The sequence below is a fragment of the Phyllobacterium myrsinacearum genome, from assembly GCF_002980555.1.
GTDB classification, from domain to species: Bacteria; Pseudomonadota; Alphaproteobacteria; order Rhizobiales; family Rhizobiaceae; genus Phyllobacterium; species Phyllobacterium myrsinacearum.
Window position 1 is genome coordinate 604,813 of sequence record NZ_PVBT01000001.1, and the last position, 16,389, is coordinate 621,201.

At 61.2% G+C, this 16,389-nt stretch carries 18 protein-coding genes; 15 read left to right on the top strand and 3 right to left on the bottom strand.

Annotated features, from left to right (window positions below):
- Positions 1-19: 19 nt before the first annotated feature.
- On the bottom strand, positions 20-607 hold the full coding sequence (locus C5750_RS02845; protein ID WP_105732334.1) for a histidine phosphatase family protein: 588 nt from the start codon (positions 605-607) through the stop codon (positions 20-22).
- Positions 608-709: 102 nt separating this feature from the next.
- Here C5750_RS02845 and C5750_RS02850 point away from each other — a divergent pair, with 102 nt between their 5' ends.
- From C5750_RS02850 to C5750_RS02860, 3 genes are all read left to right on the top strand, one after another.
- Entirely contained in the window at positions 710-1,666 is a 957-nt protein-coding gene (locus C5750_RS02850; RefSeq protein WP_105732335.1) for an AEC family transporter, read from the top strand.
- A gap of 131 nt (positions 1,667-1,797) precedes the next feature.
- Positions 1,798-3,255 (top strand): NAD-dependent succinate-semialdehyde dehydrogenase, encoded by a 1,458-nt coding sequence (locus C5750_RS02855; protein ID WP_105732336.1) that lies wholly within the window; start codon positions 1,798-1,800, stop codon positions 3,253-3,255.
- Between the two features lie 5 nt (positions 3,256-3,260).
- Positions 3,261-4,286 (top strand): aldose epimerase family protein, encoded by a 1,026-nt coding sequence (locus C5750_RS02860; RefSeq protein WP_105732337.1) that lies wholly within the window; start codon positions 3,261-3,263, stop codon positions 4,284-4,286.
- A gap of 26 nt (positions 4,287-4,312) precedes the next feature.
- On the opposite strand, the gene C5750_RS02865 is transcribed toward C5750_RS02860, so the two are convergent.
- Positions 4,313-5,230, bottom strand: coding sequence for a sugar kinase (locus C5750_RS02865; RefSeq protein ID WP_105732338.1), 918 nt, complete (start codon positions 5,228-5,230; stop codon positions 4,313-4,315).
- A gap of 144 nt (positions 5,231-5,374) precedes the next feature.
- Between C5750_RS02865 and C5750_RS02870 the strand changes: the two genes are divergently transcribed.
- The 3 genes from C5750_RS02870 to C5750_RS02880 are packed head-to-tail and all read left to right on the top strand — an operon-like array spanning position 5,375 to position 8,358.
- Positions 5,375-5,992, top strand: coding sequence for a pyridoxamine 5'-phosphate oxidase family protein (locus C5750_RS02870; protein WP_105732339.1), 618 nt, complete (start codon positions 5,375-5,377; stop codon positions 5,990-5,992).
- 27 nt (positions 5,993-6,019) lie between these two features.
- The gene (locus tag C5750_RS02875) at positions 6,020-7,732 is read left to right on the top strand and encodes a SulP family inorganic anion transporter (RefSeq protein ID WP_105732340.1); all 1,713 of its coding nucleotides are present in this window, start codon (positions 6,020-6,022) and stop codon (positions 7,730-7,732) included.
- Positions 7,732-8,358 (top strand): ParB-like protein, encoded by a 627-nt coding sequence (locus C5750_RS02880; RefSeq protein WP_425350404.1) that lies wholly within the window; start codon positions 7,732-7,734, stop codon positions 8,356-8,358. The genes C5750_RS02875 and C5750_RS02880 overlap by 1 nt, the downstream gene beginning before the upstream one ends.
- Here C5750_RS02880 and phnF read toward each other — a convergent pair whose 3' ends face one another.
- The gene (gene phnF, locus C5750_RS02885; RefSeq protein ID WP_105732341.1) at positions 8,359-9,105 is read right to left on the bottom strand and encodes a phosphonate metabolism transcriptional regulator PhnF; all 747 of its coding nucleotides are present in this window, start codon (positions 9,103-9,105) and stop codon (positions 8,359-8,361) included.
- Between the two features lie 84 nt (positions 9,106-9,189).
- Between phnF and phnG the strand changes: the two genes are divergently transcribed.
- The 9 genes from phnG to phnD all read left to right on the top strand — a co-directional run bounded on the left by phnG (position 9,190) and on the right by phnD (position 16,337).
- Positions 9,190-9,678: a phosphonate C-P lyase system protein PhnG gene (phnG, locus tag C5750_RS02890; RefSeq protein ID WP_105732342.1), complete on the top strand. Its 489-nt coding sequence runs from the start codon at positions 9,190-9,192 to the stop codon at positions 9,676-9,678.
- Positions 9,678-10,289, top strand: a complete 612-nt coding sequence (gene phnH / locus C5750_RS02895; RefSeq protein ID WP_105732343.1) for a phosphonate C-P lyase system protein PhnH — start codon at positions 9,678-9,680, stop codon at positions 10,287-10,289. Before phnG ends, phnH begins: the two co-directional genes overlap by 1 nt.
- A 3-nt stretch (positions 10,290-10,292) precedes the next feature.
- A complete protein-coding gene (locus C5750_RS02900) occupies positions 10,293-11,399 on the top strand; it encodes a carbon-phosphorus lyase complex subunit (protein ID WP_105732344.1) in 1,107 nt (368 codons plus the stop codon).
- Entirely contained in the window at positions 11,396-12,277 is an 882-nt protein-coding gene (locus C5750_RS02905) for an alpha-D-ribose 1-methylphosphonate 5-phosphate C-P-lyase PhnJ (protein WP_105732345.1), read from the top strand. Before C5750_RS02900 ends, C5750_RS02905 begins: the two co-directional genes overlap by 4 nt.
- Positions 12,278-12,279: 2 nt before the next feature.
- Positions 12,280-13,056: a phosphonate C-P lyase system protein PhnK gene (gene phnK / locus C5750_RS02910; RefSeq protein ID WP_105732346.1), complete on the top strand. Its 777-nt coding sequence runs from the start codon at positions 12,280-12,282 to the stop codon at positions 13,054-13,056.
- Positions 13,057-13,060: 4 nt separating this feature from the next.
- Positions 13,061-13,768 (top strand): phosphonate C-P lyase system protein PhnL, encoded by a 708-nt coding sequence (phnL, locus tag C5750_RS02915; RefSeq protein ID WP_105732347.1) that lies wholly within the window; start codon positions 13,061-13,063, stop codon positions 13,766-13,768.
- Positions 13,765-14,379 (top strand): DapH/DapD/GlmU-related protein, encoded by a 615-nt coding sequence (locus C5750_RS02920; RefSeq protein ID WP_105732348.1) that lies wholly within the window; start codon positions 13,765-13,767, stop codon positions 14,377-14,379. Before phnL ends, C5750_RS02920 begins: the two co-directional genes overlap by 4 nt.
- 98 nt (positions 14,380-14,477) lie before the next feature.
- Complete coding sequence (phnC, locus tag C5750_RS02925) at positions 14,478-15,311, top strand: phosphonate ABC transporter ATP-binding protein (protein ID WP_105732349.1); 834 nt, start codon at positions 14,478-14,480, stop codon at positions 15,309-15,311.
- Between the two features lie 114 nt (positions 15,312-15,425).
- Complete coding sequence (gene phnD, locus C5750_RS02930; protein ID WP_105733083.1) at positions 15,426-16,337, top strand: phosphonate ABC transporter substrate-binding protein; 912 nt, start codon at positions 15,426-15,428, stop codon at positions 16,335-16,337.
- Positions 16,338-16,389: the final 52 nt, after the last annotated feature.

A 16,389-nucleotide genomic window follows, 5' to 3' on the forward strand; every position in this document is an offset into this window, starting at 1 on the left:
ACTCCAGCATATTCCGCCGTCAGTCGAAAATGATCCTGCCCGCAATATGAACCGTTTCACCCGCTTCGGGAGGCGAGACCACCACCGCTTCCGTCGGGCGCGGAACAATGCCGGTCAGTGCCGTTATATTGGCACGGTCGGTCATCATTACCAGATTGCCGGAACTTTTGAATTCAGCAATCATAGCGCGAATTTGATCAATCTGCGATTGTTTCACCGCGTCGTCATCCGCCAAAGGTCCAAGCGCGCTGACAATTTCAACGGGTGCCGCACCGAACGCCAGCCGGGCGGTTTCCTGCGCATTGCAGACGGGGCTGGTCAGGACCTTGTCGATTCGCACCGCCTTTGCGGCAAAACGGGCGCCGAGCTTCTGTGCCAGCTGATGGCCGCGGTCGGACAGCGTGCGGACCTGCGCGCAGCCGGTGGAGGTGTCCGTCGAGGGGCTCAAAGCGCCCGACGCATCGGCACCCTGCAGCAGAACGGTATAGCCGCCGCGTGCCAGCCTCGCCCAGGCTGCATCGGTTGCCGATGCCGTTGGAATGGACAGGAATACGCCCAGAACGAGCGAGAGTGACGTAAGGACGTAAAATCGCAATTGCTTCAACATTCGTTCTCCTTAGCAGTGGAGATGGGGCTTTGGCCAAAAAAAATAAAGTGAAGGAGTTTGATTGCCTTGCACGGCCGGTGCGGCGGGCTTATTGCGGAGACAATGGGTCTCGTTCAAACGATCATCGTGGTTTTTGGAGTGATTGCCGTCGCCTATGCCGCGGCGCACTTCAAGCTGCTCGATGAACGGGTGGGAGACGGGCTTTCCGAGTTCGTTTTCATGATCGCCGCCCCCATGCTGCTGTTCCGCACCATGGCGACGGCAGATTTTCACGGCGTGGCGCCGTGGGGCCTGTGGACCGCCTATTTCAGCGGGCTTGCCGCCGCCTGGGCGCTGTCCGATCTGGCGATCAAGGTGGTTTTTGGCCGGGATAACCGGGCGGGGGTCGTCGCCGGGGTTTCCGGCGCCTTTTCCAACCTGGTGTTTCTTGGCATGCCGCTCATGCTCGGAGCCTATGGCCAGGAGGGTTTTGCCATCCTGTCGCTGATCGTCGCCATCCACATGCCAAGTGTCATGGCCGCCTCGATCACGCTGCACGAGATCGCCCTGCGGCGGGACGGCGTGTTCCAGGGAGAGGGGAGCCTGCGCACGGTCGTCATTTCGTTTTTTCGCAGCCTCCTGCGCAATCCCTTCGTTCTCGGCATTCTCGCGGGCTGGTTGTGGCGCTCGACCGGCCTGCACCTGCCGTCCGTCGTCGATGCGCTGGTGCAGCTTCTGGGAAGCGTTGCCGGGCCGGTGGCGCTGTTCGCCATGGGCATGGGCTTGAAGAAATTCGGCATATCCGGACATCTCGCTGCGTCGCTGGTCATTGCGACGATCAAGCTCTTCGTCATGCCTGCGGTCGTGCTGGGGCTCGCGCTGGTCATCGGCCTGCCGCCGTTTACCGCCAAGATCGCCGTGGTGTCGGCAGCATTGCCGGCAGGCGTGAATTCGTACCTTATCGCGACCAAATTCAGGACGGCCGAGGCCCTGGCTTCCAACTCCATGGTCATTGCCACGGCGCTGTCGGCGGTGACAATGGTGTTCTGGGTGACCGTGGCAACGCACGTTTTCGGTTAGCCAAAGCCTGTTGCAGCTTTTGCCAAAAAGGAGCAGGGTGACGGCCACGGGCGCCATTCCGGGCCGCCGCTCACGGAACTCACAAAATCAGTGGACCAAACGCTCCGCCTTACATTTCAGGGAGAAACATGATGTTGCAGAAATCCAGCCAGTTCATGAAACAGGCCAATCTGATCAATGGCGAATGGGTGGCCGCAGATTCCGGCAAGACGATTGACGTCATCAACCCTGCAACCGGCCTGAAGATCGGCACCGTCCCCAATTCCGGCAAGGCGGAAACGCGGCGCGCCATCGACGCCGCCGCCGAAGCCTTCAAGACATGGCGCAAGACATCCGTGCTCGAACGCTCCAAGCTGATGCGCAAGCTGCACGACGCCCTCCTCGACAATCAGGACGCGCTGGCCGAGCTTCTGACGCTGGAGCAGGGCAAGTCGCTGACCGAAGCCAAGGGCGAGATCGGCATGTCGGCGGCCTATATCCTCTGGTATGCGGAAGAGGCGCGCCGCACCTATGGCGACGTGGTGCCGTCTCCGTGGGCCGACCGGCGCATTCTCGTGACGAAAGAGCCGCTTGGCGTCATCGGTGCGATCACGCCATGGAATTTCCCGTCCTCGATGCTTGCCCGCAAGATCGGCCCGGCGCTGGCGTCCGGCTGCACGGCCGTGGTCAAGCCGGCAACCCAGACACCCTATTCCGGCCTGGTGTGGGGCGCACTGTGCGAAGAAGTCGGCATTCCCAAGGGTGTCGTGAATATTCTCACCGGTTCGGCCTCGGAAATCGGCGGCGAGATCACCAGTAATCCGCTGGTGCGCAAGATCACTTTCACCGGATCGACGGAGATCGGCAAGATCCTGATCAAGCAGGCGGCCGACACCGTAAAGAAGGTGTCGATGGAACTGGGCGGCAATGCGCCGTTCATCGTGTTCAACGATGCGGATCTGAACCGCGCCGTGGACGGGGCCATCGCGGCCAAATTCCGCAATTCCGGCCAGACCTGCGTATGCACCAACCGTTTCCTCGTGCAGTCTGGCATCTATGATGCGTTCGTCGAGAAATTTGCTGAGGCAACGGACAAGCTGAAGGTCGGCAACGGTCTCGATGCAGGGACGCAGCAGGGCCCGCTGATCGATGACAAGGCCGTCGCCAAAGTCGAGGAATTCATTGCCGACGCCAAGGAGAAGGGCGGCCGGATCGTGACCGGCGGCAAGCGTCATGCGCTGGGCGGCAGCTTCTTCGAACCGACGGTGATCGGCGACGCCACGCCTGACATGCTCTTCACAACGGAAGAGATTTTCGGTCCTGTTGCGCCCATCTACAAGTTCGAGACCGAGCAGGAAGCGATCGATCTGGCCAACAATACCCAGTTCGGTCTCGCCTCCTACTTCTACACGCAGGATCTTGGCCGGGTGTTCCGGGTTTCCGAGGGCCTGAAATACGGCATGGTCGGCGTCAATGAAGGCATTATCACCACGGTGGAAGCGCCGTTTGGTGGCCTGAAGGAATCCGGCCTCGGCAAGGAAGGCGGACATCAGGGCATCGAAGACTATCTCGACACCAAATATGTCTGCGTCGGCGGACTGGGGCTGTAAGTCCGATGCATACCGAAATTTTCGGCCACACGCCCGATGGCGAGGCAGTTCACCGCATCACCATCTCCGGCGGCGGGCTGACCGCCAAAATCCTGACCTGGGGCGCAGTCATCCAGGATTTGCGCCTCAAGGATCATGATCATCCGCTGGTTCTCGGCTATCGGGATTTCGCCGATTATCCCGCCCATTCGCCCTATCTTGGGGCGACCATCGGGCGGACGGTCAACCGGATACGCGATGGCGAACTCGTCATTGACGGCCAGACCTTTGCCCTGCAGCGCAATTTCCATGGCATTCACAATATCCATGGCGGCGATGCGGGGGCGGGGCGGCGTACCTGGAATGTCGTGGCCGTCGGTCCTGACTACGTCACGCTGACGATCATGCTCGGCGATGGCGAGATGGGCTTTCCCGGCAACCTGACCATTACCTGCACCTATATGCTGGAATCCAAGGGCACTCTGGCCATCCGCCTCGATGCGGTGACCGACAAGCCGACGATCTGCAATCTGGCGCATCACAGCTATTTCAATCTCGACGATGGCGGCCTGACCGACGTGCTGGATCATCAGGTCAAGATCGGCGCCGAGGCTTACCTCGCCGTCAATGGCGACCTGCTTCCGGACGGGCGCGTCCTGCCCGTGGCGGGAACGGCGCATGATTTCCGCGCATACCGGACGATCCGGCGCGAAGAGGACGGCAGGCAGGTTGTCTATGACAACAATTTCTGCGTATCCAGCCAGCGCCGGCCATTGCAATGGGTGGCATCGGCCAAGGGTGCGCGCAGCAATATCGAGATGCAGGTGCTGACCACGGAGCCGGGTGTGCAGTTCTACGCGGCCAATACGCTGGGCGGCCGGCCGCCGCTCGGCCTGACGGGGCAGACCTATGCCAATTATGCCGGGTTCTGCTTTGAAGCGCAGAACTGGCCGGATTCGACGCATTTTCCGTATTTTCCGCAGTCGATTCTGCGGCCGGACGACACATACAGCCAGATGACCCGCTACACCTTCAGGAAACACAAGGTTTAGGTCGTGGTGCGTGGTGGCAAACCGCTCTAGCTGCTGAATGCCTTGCGTGCTTCACCCATCGGCGCCAGCGCGCCGTGGAACTCAACGACCCGCGCCGCGACCCGGTGGGCGCGGGCGGCGGCGTCAACGGGCTCAAGACCGGCCAGACGCGAGGCGATGTAACCGCCGTTGAAACTGTCGCCGGCCCCGGTCGTGTCCACGGCATTGGCGCGGACGGCGGGGACGCGGCTTTGCCGGTCGCCGGTGATGACGAGCGCCGGTTCCGTGCCATCCTTCACCACGATTTCCCGCACGCCATAGCTGGCGATGCGCACGGCGGTTTCTTCCGGCGTCGCGTCGCCGAACAGGGCATTTTCGTCGGGGAAGGTCGGCAGGGCGATGTCGGCGACGTGATAGGCATCGATCAGCGCCTGTTTGGCCGTCTCGGCGTTTTCCCACAGGCGCGGGCGGTAATTGGCGTCGAAGGCGACAAGCGTGCCCTGCCGGCGCGCATTGCTGACGGCGTTCAGCACGTTCTGGCGGCTCTTCGGGCTCAAGATGCCCATGGTGATACCGGAGAAATAGATGATCTTGCGCCCATCGAGGCTGAGCGCCAGGGCATGCGGATCGTCGCCGAGATGGCGGGCGGCGGAATCGTTGCGCCAATAGGTGAAGGAGCGTTCGGCGTCTGTCAGCGTGATCGCATAAAGGCCCGGGCGTGCGCCTGTTATAACCGGGCTATGGGCGGTGTTGATGCCGTTTTCCGCAAGAAAGGTCCGCTGCTTGAGCGAGAAGGGATCGTCACCGAAGGCGGTGACGTAATCGACGGCAAAGTCGGCGTCGGTGAGGGCGCGCACATACCAGCTGGTGTTGAGCGTATCCCCGGCAAATCCCATGCGCCATTGATCGCCATTGGCTCCCGACAGCTCGATCATACACTCGCCGATGGCTGCAAACCCGCCCATGAAAACCTCCTCTACATGCATTCGGTGCGACTGATATACGAGTGCGGCAGCTGTGTCATTTGTAAAAAATGCCTGATGTCATCGTAGCTTAATCGTGCAATGTTAGGCGGCAAACGCATTTGAACGATCCAGAAGGAGGTTTCGTTGTCTCGCGTTACGACAATTGACGAACTTGAAGCCATTTACGGCAATGGGGCGGTGGCGGAAGCATCGACCGCCAAGGTGGCAGACCGCATCATTCCGGAATATAGGCAACTGATCGAGGGCTCGCCCTTCGTGGCGCTGGCATCGAGCGGGCCGGAGGGGCTCGACTGCTCGCCGCGCGGCGATCTTGCCGGATTCATCCGCATCCACGACGAGCGGACGCTGATGATGCCCGACCGGCGCGGCAACAACCGCATCGATTCGCTGCGCAACATCGTGCGCGATCCGCGCATTGCCCTGCTGTTCCTCATACCGGGCCTCAACACGACGTTCCGCGTCAACGGCCGCGCATTCATCGATACGGATCAGGCGCTGCTGGACAGTTTCATCATGGATGGCAAGGCGCCGCGCTCCGTGCTCGTCATGGAAGTCGAGGAAGCCTATTTTCAGTGCGCGCGGGCTCTCATACGCTCGGAACTGTGGAATCCGGAGAAATTCCGCTCGCCGAAGGAATTCCCGACGCCGGGCCAGATGCTGGCGGCGCTGAGCGAAAACCGTGTGGGCGGTGACACCTATGACAGCGAATGGGCCGCACGCGCAGCCAAAACCATGTGGTAGACCACATCAATCCAATGGAGGCGTTCAATGAAACAGGCGGGTGCCTCCAATACGGCGACAAGCGGCAGGAACTGGCTGCCGTTCCGCTCGCTTGCGGGATGGAGGCCGTCTGACCTCAACGGCGATGTCATTGCAGGCCTGACGCTGGCGGCCATCGCCATCCCCGAGCAGATGGCAACGGCGCGTCTCGGCGGTTTTGCCCCCGAGATCGGGTTTTTCGCCTTCATTGCCGGTTCGCTGGCCTTTGCCATCTTCGGTACCAGCCGACATCTCTCCGCCGGGGCCGATTCAACCATCACGCCGATCTTTGCCGGCAGCCTTGCATTGCTGGCCATCAGCGGCTCGCCCGAATTCGGCCTTTTGGCGGCGGCACTCGGTTTGCTCGTCGGGCTGATCGTCGTGGCAAGCGGTATTTTCCGGCTCGGCTGGATTGCCGATCTTCTGTCGGTGCCGGTCACGACGGGGTTTCTTGCCGGTATTTCCATCCACATCATCATCTCGCAATTGCCCGGCCTCCTGGGCATCGCCGCGCAGTCGGGCGATGTGTTTCAGCGCGTCTCGGCAACCATTGCCAGCGCCGGACAGATCAACCCGTACAGCGTTGCCATCGGGGCAGGCGTGTTCCTGATCGTGTTCCTGTCCGAGCGGATCAACGCACGGATACCCGGCGCGCTGCTGGGACTTGTCATCTCCACTCTTGCGGTGGTGCTGCTCGGCCTGCAAAGCCGCGGCGTGACGGTTCTCGGCCCGCTTCCCAACAGCCTGCCGCATGTTTCCCTGCCTACAATCGGTTTTGAGCAATTGCGCAGCCTGCTGCCCCTTGCATTGCTGGTCGCGGTGGTGGTGATGGTGCAGACGGCAGCCACCACACGCTCCTTCGTTGCAAAAAACGGCGAGGCGCCCGACGTCAACCGCGATTTCGTCGGCGTGGGGGCGGGCAGCATCCTGTCGGGGCTTTTTGGCGCCTTTCCGGTTAATGCCAGCCCGCCGCGCACGGCGATTGTCACGGAAACCGGCGGGACATCGCAGGTCAGCGGCCTGATTGCGGCGGCGATTGTCCTGGCGCTGGTGGCGTTTGGCGGCCAGCTGCTGGCGAGCGTGCCGCACGCTGCCCTGGCGGGCATCCTGCTCTTTGTCGCCCAGAGGATCATCCGCTGGCCGACGATCATCGCCGTCTACCGCGAAGCGCGGGGCGAATTCGGCCTGATCCTCATCACCATGGCAGCGATCGTCGCCTTGCCCATTGAATCGGGGGTGACCATCGGCATCGGGCTGTCGCTGCTGCATGGCCTGTGGGCCGTGATGCGCGCCCGTCCCATCGAGTTCGAAAAGGTGCCCGGCAGTTCGATCTGGTGGCCGCCGGGCGCAGCCAAGGACGGCGAGAAGATACCCGGTGTGCTGGTCGTGGCGTTCCAGGCGCCGCTTTCCTTTGTCAACGCGGATGATTTCAAGCGCGGTCTGTGCAGCACCATCGATGCGAGCGGACCGGCGCTCAACCTTGTCGTCCTTGAAGCCAGCAGCATCATCGAGATCGATTATACGGCATCGCAAGCCCTGACCGACGTGATAAACTACTGCCGGAACGCCGATGTGAAATTTGCCATAGCCCGGCTGGAATCCGTCCGGGCGCAGAAGGCTTTGTCCCAGTTCGGGCTTATCGCTTTGCTCGGACAGGACAACATCTTTCACAGTGTCGATGATGCCATCCGAAAACTGGCACCGAACCAAGGGGAACGATGATGCAGATATCCGGAGCAAGAGAACCCATTGTAACGCCGGTTGCGATCAAGGATCTGCGGCCGACCCAGATCACCGTCGGGATGCGCGAAGTGGATGAAAAACGCAAGAAATGGCGCCAGCAGAAGGGTGAGAAGGGCGGCAAGTTTCTCGGCGAGCACATGATCCCGGTGGTGCTTGGACCGAACAGGCGCAATTATGTCATCGACCATCACCATCTGGCGCGCGCGCTGCATGAGGAGGGGGTCAAGGACATTCTCGTGACTGTCGTCAGCGACCTGTCTTCCCTTGAGAAGGACGCGTTCATGGTGGTTCTCGACAATCGCGGCTGGATGCATCCCTTCGATGCGGAGGGCAAACGCCGTGACTATTCAGCCATTCCCAAGGCGATCAAGGATCTGGACGACGATCCGTTCCGCAGCCTTGCGGGTGAGTTGCGCCGTGCCGGTGGCTATGCCAAGGACACCACACCGTTCAGCGAGTTCCTCTGGGCGGATTTTCTGCGGCGCAGGATAGGCCGCAAGGCGGTGGAAGCCGATTTTGACGCCGCTCTCAACCGTGCCCTCAAGGAAGCCAAGGGCGATGCCGCCGGCTATCTGCCGGGCTGGTGCGGGTCGGTGACGGATTAGTCAGACCATCGACTTGCCGTCGATTGCGATCTCCATGCGGTCGGCGGCAAAGCGGCTTCTGGCGTATTCAATGGGATGGCCGTCCATATCCACATTGATCGCCGTCGAGACGAGAACGATGGCGCCCGGCGACAGGCGCAGGTGCCGCAAATCCTCCGCATCCGCGTGGCGCGCGGCGATGATGGTCGATTTGCGCAGATAATCGTCAATCCCGGCCGCCTTGAGGGCGGCGGTGATGGAACCTGACACCCGGTAATCCTCGACCACATTGGGCACCCGCGCCGCGTCGAACCATGCGGTGGCGCAGGAAACGGGATTGCCGTCCGCCGTGTGCATGGAATCGATCCTGATCACCTGGCCGCCGGTCATGCCAAGGGCTGCGGCAACTTCTCCCTCAGCGTCCTCGATGCGGTGCCCCAGCAATATGCCCCTGGTCTCGCGCACCTGCGTCGACAGGATTTCGGAAAACCGCGTCCGCTCGCCGATGCGGTAGGTCAGTTTCCTGCTGTTGGCCACGAATGTGCCGCGGCCCTGTTCGGCGCGCAGCACGCCTTCCTTGGTCAGGGCGGCGATGGCGCTGCGGATGGTGTGGCGGTTGACCGCGAAGCGCTCGGCCAGGGTGACCTCCGGCGGCAGCTTGGCGCCGCTTGGCATTTTTCCCGCGGTGATGTCGCCGCGGATCTGGTCGGCAATCTGCCGCCAGATGGCAACGCCGCTGTTGCGGGTGATGAATCGCGCGGATTTCACGTTTTGTCATGCTCCTGTCATTGACGGCATTTATAGGTATGTTTATTGTCTAGTTGTATAGATAAATAGACAAATATGAGCGAGATGTCAATGATCAAAGAAAATATACAGTCCACGCAAACCGGCAGCGCCCCGGATCTGCAGCGCAAGGCCGCCATGGCCCTTCTGGCGCAGGCGACGGCGCCTGAGATAGCGGCCCTGTGGGCCGGATGGGGCGACAAGCCCGATGTCGAAACCCTGCGCGGCCCGGAAACCGGCCTCGTCATGCTGCGCGGCCGCATCGGCGGCGGCGGCGCGCCGTTCAACCTCGGCGAGGCAACCGTGACGCGCGCAACGGTGCGGCTCGGCAATGGTGCCGTCGGCCATGCCTATGCGCTTGGCCGCCACCGCGAGAAGGTGCGGCTTGCCGCGGTTTTCGATGCGCTGTGGCAGCAGCCGGAGTGCCGCGATGCGGTGGAGCGTGCGGTGCTTGCGCCGATTGCCGATCGTCTTGAACGCGACCGCACGTCGAAACGCGCCGAGACCGCTGCGACCAAGGTCGATTTTTTCACAATGGTACGGGGTGACGACTGATGCATTCGGACACACAAATCTTCGAGGGCGGTTTCAGCGACAGCGTGCTCAACGCGCAGAGCGTTTTCCGCGCACTGATGGATGCGATGGCCAATCCCGGCAGGATTGTCGCGGTTGATGATCTCGCCGTGCCGCCTGCGCCGCTCACTCCCCTGGCTGCATCGATTGCAGCAACTCTGTTCGATCACGACGCAACTGTGTGGTGTGATCGGGCGATCAGCGGTTCGGCGGCGTGCACCGGATGGCTGAAATTCCATACGGGTCTCGAACTGACCGGTGAGCCGGCGGATGCGGATTTTGCCCTGATCAGCGATGTGGCAACCATGCCGTCGCTTGAATCCTTCTGCCGCGGCACGTCGGAATATCCCGACCGTTCGACGACGCTGATCCTGCAGATCGATGGTTTCGACGGCGCGGACACGCTCGTTCTCGAAGGACCGGGGATCAAGGGTTCCGTGGGCTTCTCTCCCAGCCAGCTGCCGAAAATGTTCATCGATCAATGGATCGCCAACCGCGCGGCCTTCCCGCGCGGTGTCGACCTGATCTTCGCCGGCAAGGGGGCGCTTGCCGCGCTGCCCCGCACCACGCGCATCAAGAAGACGGAGGCCTGAACCATGTATGTTGCAGTCAAGGGCGGTGAAGCCGCCATCCGCAATGCGCACAAGCTTCTGGCCGACCGGCGCCGCGGCGACCGGGATGTTGCGCCCGTCCAGCTCGACCAGATTGTCGAGCAGCTGTCGCTCGCCGTCGACCGGGTCATGGCCGAGGGCTCGCTTTACGATCCGGAACTGGCGGCACTCGCCATCAAGCAGGCGCGCGGCGATCTGATCGAGGCGATCTTCCTGGTGCGTGCCTACCGGACCACATTGCCCCGTTTCGGCTATACCAAGGCGCTGGAAACGGCGCAGATGCAGATCGAACGGCGCATTTCCGCCACGTTCAAGGATCTTCCCGGCGGGCAGCTTCTGGGCCCGACATTCGATTACACCCACCGCCTGCTCGATCCTGAGCTTGCCGTGGATGCACCGATTGAAACACCCGGCCAGCGTGATGAGCCGGAGGTTTTCACGCCGCGGGTTACCGATATTCTTGGCCATGACGGCATGATCGAGGAAGATGGCGAGCTGCCGGAAGGCGCAGTCGCCGGGGATTTGACCCGCGAACCGCTGACCTTCCCGCTGGAGCGCGATCTGCGCCTGCAGGCGCTGGCACGCGGCGATGAAGGTTTTCTGCTGGGGCTCGCCTATTCGACCCAGCGCGGTTATGCCCGCAGCCATCCCTTCGTCGGTGAAATCCGCATCGGCGAGGTCGAGGTTGAACTTGAAGTCGCGGAGCTGGATTTCCCGCTGACGCTCGGCACCATCCGGGTGACGGAATGCCAGATGGTCAACCAGTTCAAGGGGTCGGCAAAGCAGCCGCCGCAGTTCACCCGAGGCTACGGCCTGGTGTTCGGCCAGAGCGAGCGCAAGGCGATGTCGATGTCACTGTGCGACCGTGCCCTGCGGGCAAGGGAGCTGGGCGAAGACATCACCGCCACCGCACAGGACGAGGAATTCGTCATTTCCCACAGTGACAACGTGCAGTCGACGGGCTTCGTCGAGCACCTGAAATTGCCGCACTATGTGGATTTCCAGGCCGAACTCGATCTCATCCGGCGCATGCGCGCTGAACATGAGCGCAACCGGCTCGCCGGCGTCGAAACCAAAGAGGCAGCAGAATGACCGATCTAGCGACCTATAATTTTGCCTATCTGGATGAACAGACCAAGCGGATGATCCGCCGCGCCATCCTGAAAGCCATTGCCATTCCGGGATATCAGGTGCCGTTCGCCTCGCGCGAAATGCCGATGCCCTATGGCTGGGGCACCGGCGGCGTGCAGGTGACCGCCGCCGTTCTTGGGCCTGACGATACGTTGAAGGTGATCGACCAGGGCGCCGATGATACGACCAATGCCGTGTCGATCCGGGCTTTTTTCCAGAAAGTCGCCAATGTCCGCGTGACCACGAAAACAGCTGAAGCAACGATCATCCAGACGCGCCACCGCATTCCCGAAGCGCAGCTGCAGGCGGGACAAATTCTCGTCTATCAGGTGCCGATCCCCGAGCCGCTGCGGTTCCTGGAGCCGCGCGAGACCGAAACCCGCAAGATGCATGCGCTCGAAGAATATGGCTTGATGCATGTCAAGCTCTATGAGGACATTGCCCGCCACGGCCATATCGCCACCACCTATGCCTATCCGGTGAAGGTCGAGGGGCGCTATGTGATGGACCCGTCGCCGACGCCGAAGTTCGACAACCCGAAGATGCATATGTCCCCGGCATTGCAGCTTTTCGGGGCAGGGCGCGAAAAGCGCATCTATGCGGTCCCGCCCCATACGGAAGTCGTCAGCCTCGATTTCGAGGATCATCCCTTTGAAATCCAGACATTTTCCCAGCCTTGCGCCCTGTGCGGGGCGAAGGGCAGCTATCTGGACGAGGTCATTCTCGATGACAAGGGCGGCAGCATGTTCGTCTGTTCGGATACGGATTTTTGTGAAGACCGGCAGGCCAAGGGGCACCGCGGTGCACTGGCGGCAGATACTGCGGAGGCAGCGGAATAATCATGAGCGATACACCCCTTTTGAAGGTCAGGGACCTTTCGAAATTCTACGGCAGCCGCATCGGCTGCCAGAATGTCTCGTTCGAGCTGTGGCCGGGCGAAGTGCTCGCTATTGTCGGCGAGTCTGGATCGGGCAAGACCACCTTGCTCAACTGCCTGGCCACGCGTCTTGCACCATCGGCGGGCTCGGTGGAGTACCGCATGCGCGACGGCCAGTTCCGTGATCTCTACCGCTTGAGCGAGGCGGAACGCCGCTTTCTCATGCGCACCGACTGGGGTTTCGTGCATCAGAATCCGGCCGATGGGTTGCGGATGACCGTTTCCGCCGGCGCCAATGTCGGCGAGCGGCTGATGGCCATCGGCGACCGGCATTATGGCAATATCCGTGCGACGGCGACGGATTGGCTGGGCCGGGTGGAAATCGCCTCCGACCGCATCGATGACCAGCCGCGCGCCTTTTCCGGTGGCATGCGCCAGCGCCTGCAGATTGCGCGCAACCTCGTCACCAATCCCCGGCTTGTGTTCATGGATGAGCCGACCGGCGGTCTCGACGTGTCGGTGCAGGCGCGTCTGCTTGATCTGTTGCGCGGGCTGGTGAGCGATCTCGGGCTTGCGGCCATCGTCGTCACCCACGATCTCGCCGTCGCCCGGCTGCTCTCGCACCGGATGATGGTGATGAAGGACGGCCATATCGTTGAAACCGGTCTGACCGACCGGGTGCTTGACGATCCGCAGGCGCCTTACACCCAGCTTCTCGTTTCCTCCATTCTGCAGGTCTAGCATCATGCCAACACCTCTCGTTGTTTCCGATGTCGCCAAGAGCTTCACCATGCATCTGCGCGACGGTATCCGTCTGCCCGTGGTGGCGAATGTGTCGTTTTCCATCAAGGCGGGTGAATGCGCCGTTCTCGGCGGTCCGTCCGGAGCGGGCAAAAGCTCGATCCTCAAAATGGTCTATGGCAATTATGCCGTGGATCATGGCCAGATCATCGTGCCCTATGGCGACCGGCTGGTCGATCTTGCCACCGCCGATCCGCGTACGGTTCTTGGCGTGCGCCGCGACATGATCGGCTATGTCAGCCAGTTCCTGCGCACCGTGCCGCGCGTGTCGGCGCTCGATGTGGTCGCCGAACCGCTGGTGGCGCGCGGCATCGACCGCACCGAAGCCCGTGACAAGGCCGCGGCCCTGCTTGGCGGGCTCAATCTGCCGGAACGGCTCTGGTCGCTGCCGCCTGCCACCTTCTCCGGCGGCGAACAGCAGCGCGTCAACATTGCGCGCGGTTTCATCACCGATCACCCGATCCTGCTTCTGGACGAGCCCACCGCTTCGCTCGATGCCAAAAACCGCGAAGTGGTTGTTTCGATGATCCGCGGCAAGAAGGCAGCGGGGATCGCCATGCTCGGGATTTTCCACGACGAGGATGTGCGCGAGGCCGTGGCCGACCGCATCATCGACGTGACTGCATTTGCCGTGCAGAGCGAGGCGGCATGACCCGGCTTTCCCCAACACCGCTCATTCACGCGACCGCCCATGTCGAGGACAGCGAACTTGGCCGCTATACCGAGATTTCCGAGCGCTGCCGCATCAGTGAAACCAAACTCGACGACTATTCCTACATCATGCAGGACGGTGCGGTCTGGTGCGCCACCATCGGCAAGTTCGCCAATATAGCGGCGAGCGTGCGCATCAACGCGACCAACCATCCGACATGGCGGGCAACGCTGCATCACTTCACCTATCGTGCCGGTGACTACTGGGACGACGCGGGTCCGGAGGAGTCATTTTTCGAATGGCGCCGCACCAATCAGGTGCGTATCGGCCATGACGTCTGGATCGGCCATGGCGCGACGGTTTTGCCCGGCGTTACCGTCGGCAATGGCGCGGTGATCGGGGCAGGGGCGGTCGTTTCACGCGATGTGGATCCCTATACGATTGTCGGCGGTGTTCCCGCCCGCAAGATCCGCGACCGTTTCGACAAAAACACGGCAGAACGCCTGCAAACACTGGCATGGTGGGACTGGGATCATGCACGCCTGCGTGGTGCTCTGGATGATTTTCGCGCCCTCGATATCGAGGCATTTCTCGAAAAACATTCAGGCTGATTTCTGCTGTCAACAATTGTCATGTAAGTGCAACAAAAGTGCCATCGCACCTTCACACTAGGGCTTTAGGACAGGGCAATACCAACAAGGATTGGCCTATGCTGAAGATTGAAAACGTGACACGTCGCTTTGGCAGCAATATTGCCATCGACAATGTCAATGTTGAAATCCCGCAAGGGCAGATGGTCGGAGTCATCGGTCGCTCGGGTGCCGGCAAGTCGACGCTGCTGCGCATGATCAACCGCCTGATCGACCCTTCGGAAGGGTCGATCATTTTCGACGGCAAGGATGTGGCCAAGCTCAACGGCCCGGCGCTGCGAAACTGGCAGCGCGATTGCGCGATGATCTTTCAGCAGTTCAACCTTGTTCCCCGCCTCGATGTCCTGACCAATGTCCTCCTGGGACGCCTGAACCACCGGTCCACCATCAAAAGCCTTCTCGGCATATTCTCACGCGAAGAACGTGCCATGGCAATCGCCGCCCTTGAGCGGCTCGATATTGCCAAAACCGCCCTGCAGCGGGCCGGAACACTCTCCGGCGGACAGCAGCAGCGGGTCGCCATCGCCCGGGCGCTGATGCAGAACCCCAAAGTCATTCTCGCCGACGAACCCATCGCTTCGCTTGATCCGCGCAATGCGCAGGTGGTGATGGAATCCTTGCGTGATATCAATGAGAAAGAGGGTCTTACCGTCATCACCAACCTGCATACGCTCGATACGGCGCGGCATTTCTGCGAGCGCATCATCGGCATGCAGGGCGGCAAGGTGGTTTTTGACGGGACACCCGACGATCTGACCGAGGCTGCCGCCCGCCGCATCTATGGTGCTGATGGCCTGAAGGATGCTTTCTCGGAAGCTATCACATCGACAAGCATTGCGCGCCATGCGCCGACACCCATCCCCGAATTAGAGGCCATTTTGGCCGCGCGTTGAGCATTTTCCGGCCATCAGGCCGGAAAATGCAGAGCAAATGGATCGGCTTGCCCACGTAACGGGCCCAAGTCCACATAAAAAACTCTGGAAGCTTTGACAGGAGAGATAGTCATGTTGCTTAAGAAAGCCCTTATGGGTGCGATTGCAATCAGCGCCATGTTTGCAGGCTCGATGGCTCGTGCCGAAAACCTTGAAACCTTTCGCGTCGGTATCATCGGCGGCGAAAACGAAGCAGACCGTCTGCGCAACTACCAGTGCATCGTCGACAAGCTGCCAAAGGTTCTCGGCGTCAAGGACGTCAAACTGTTCCCGGCGACGGATTATGATGGCGTCATCCAGGGCCTGCTCGGCGGCACCCTCGACTATGCGGAACTGGGCGCTTCTGGCTTTGCCAAAATCTATCTGACCAATCCGAAGGCTGTCGAGCCGATCCTGACCACCGTCCAGACCGATGGCGCAACCGGTTACTACTCGATCATGGTTGCCCGCAAGGACAGCGGCATCAAGACGCTGGCCGACATGAAGGGCAAGAAGCTCGGCTTTGCCGATCCAGACTCCACATCCGGCTACCTCATTCCGGTGACCTCGCTGCCGAAAGACATCAAGACCTCGGTCAAGGAGTATTTTTCCGAAACCGGTTTTGGCGGCGGCCATGAAAACCTCGTTCTCGCCGTCAAGGACGGCAAGTTCGATGCCGGTACGACATTCGGCTCCGGCGTCGGTTCCTTCGATGAAGGCTACACGTCAGGCAATCTGCGCAAGATGGTCGACAAGGGTCTGATCGACATGAAGGATTTCGTTGAACTCTGGAAGTCGCCGCTGATCCCGAACGGCCCGATCGTTATCCGCACCTCGCTGGATGCCGACCTGAAGAACAAGTTCAAGGCCTTCATGCTCGACCTGCCGAAGAGCGATCCTGCCTGCTTCGCAGCCACCATGGGCGGCGATTTCAAGAGCTATACTGAGGTCAACACCCAGTTCTATCAGCCCATCATCGACGCCCGCAAAGCGCAGATCGGCGGATAAGCCTGTCACGCATCATCACGGCCAGTTCTGCGGATCTGGCCGTGATTTTGTT

Bases quoted from the DNA above. Each gene is read 5' to 3' on its own strand.
- C5750_RS02865 (WP_105732338.1), bottom strand. From the start codon at position 5,230: ATGGGCGGGTTTGCAGCCATCGGCGAGTGTATGATCGAGCTGTCGGGA.
- C5750_RS02900 (WP_105732344.1), top strand. From the start codon at position 10,293: ATGTATGTTGCAGTCAAGGGCGGTGAAGCCGCCATCCGCAATGCGCAC.
- C5750_RS02905 (WP_105732345.1), top strand. From the start codon at position 11,396: ATGACCGATCTAGCGACCTATAATTTTGCCTATCTGGATGAACAGACC.
- phnH (WP_105732343.1), top strand. From the start codon at position 9,678: ATGCATTCGGACACACAAATCTTCGAGGGCGGTTTCAGCGACAGCGTG.
- phnK (WP_105732346.1), top strand. From the start codon at position 12,280: ATGAGCGATACACCCCTTTTGAAGGTCAGGGACCTTTCGAAATTCTAC.
- C5750_RS02875 (WP_105732340.1), top strand. From the start codon at position 6,020: ATGAAACAGGCGGGTGCCTCCAATACGGCGACAAGCGGCAGGAACTGG.
- C5750_RS02880 (WP_425350404.1), top strand. From the start codon at position 7,732: ATGCAGATATCCGGAGCAAGAGAACCCATTGTAACGCCGGTTGCGATC.
- C5750_RS02920 (WP_105732348.1), top strand. From the start codon at position 13,765: ATGACCCGGCTTTCCCCAACACCGCTCATTCACGCGACCGCCCATGTC.
- C5750_RS02855 (WP_105732336.1), top strand. From the start codon at position 1,798: ATGTTGCAGAAATCCAGCCAGTTCATGAAACAGGCCAATCTGATCAAT.
- phnG (WP_105732342.1), top strand. From the start codon at position 9,190: ATGTCAATGATCAAAGAAAATATACAGTCCACGCAAACCGGCAGCGCC.
- phnC (WP_105732349.1), top strand. From the start codon at position 14,478: ATGCTGAAGATTGAAAACGTGACACGTCGCTTTGGCAGCAATATTGCC.
- C5750_RS02850 (WP_105732335.1), top strand. From the start codon at position 710: ATGGGTCTCGTTCAAACGATCATCGTGGTTTTTGGAGTGATTGCCGTC.
- C5750_RS02860 (WP_105732337.1), top strand. From the start codon at position 3,261: ATGCATACCGAAATTTTCGGCCACACGCCCGATGGCGAGGCAGTTCAC.
- phnL (WP_105732347.1), top strand. From the start codon at position 13,061: ATGCCAACACCTCTCGTTGTTTCCGATGTCGCCAAGAGCTTCACCATG.
- C5750_RS02845 (WP_105732334.1), bottom strand. From the start codon at position 607: ATGTTGAAGCAATTGCGATTTTACGTCCTTACGTCACTCTCGCTCGTT.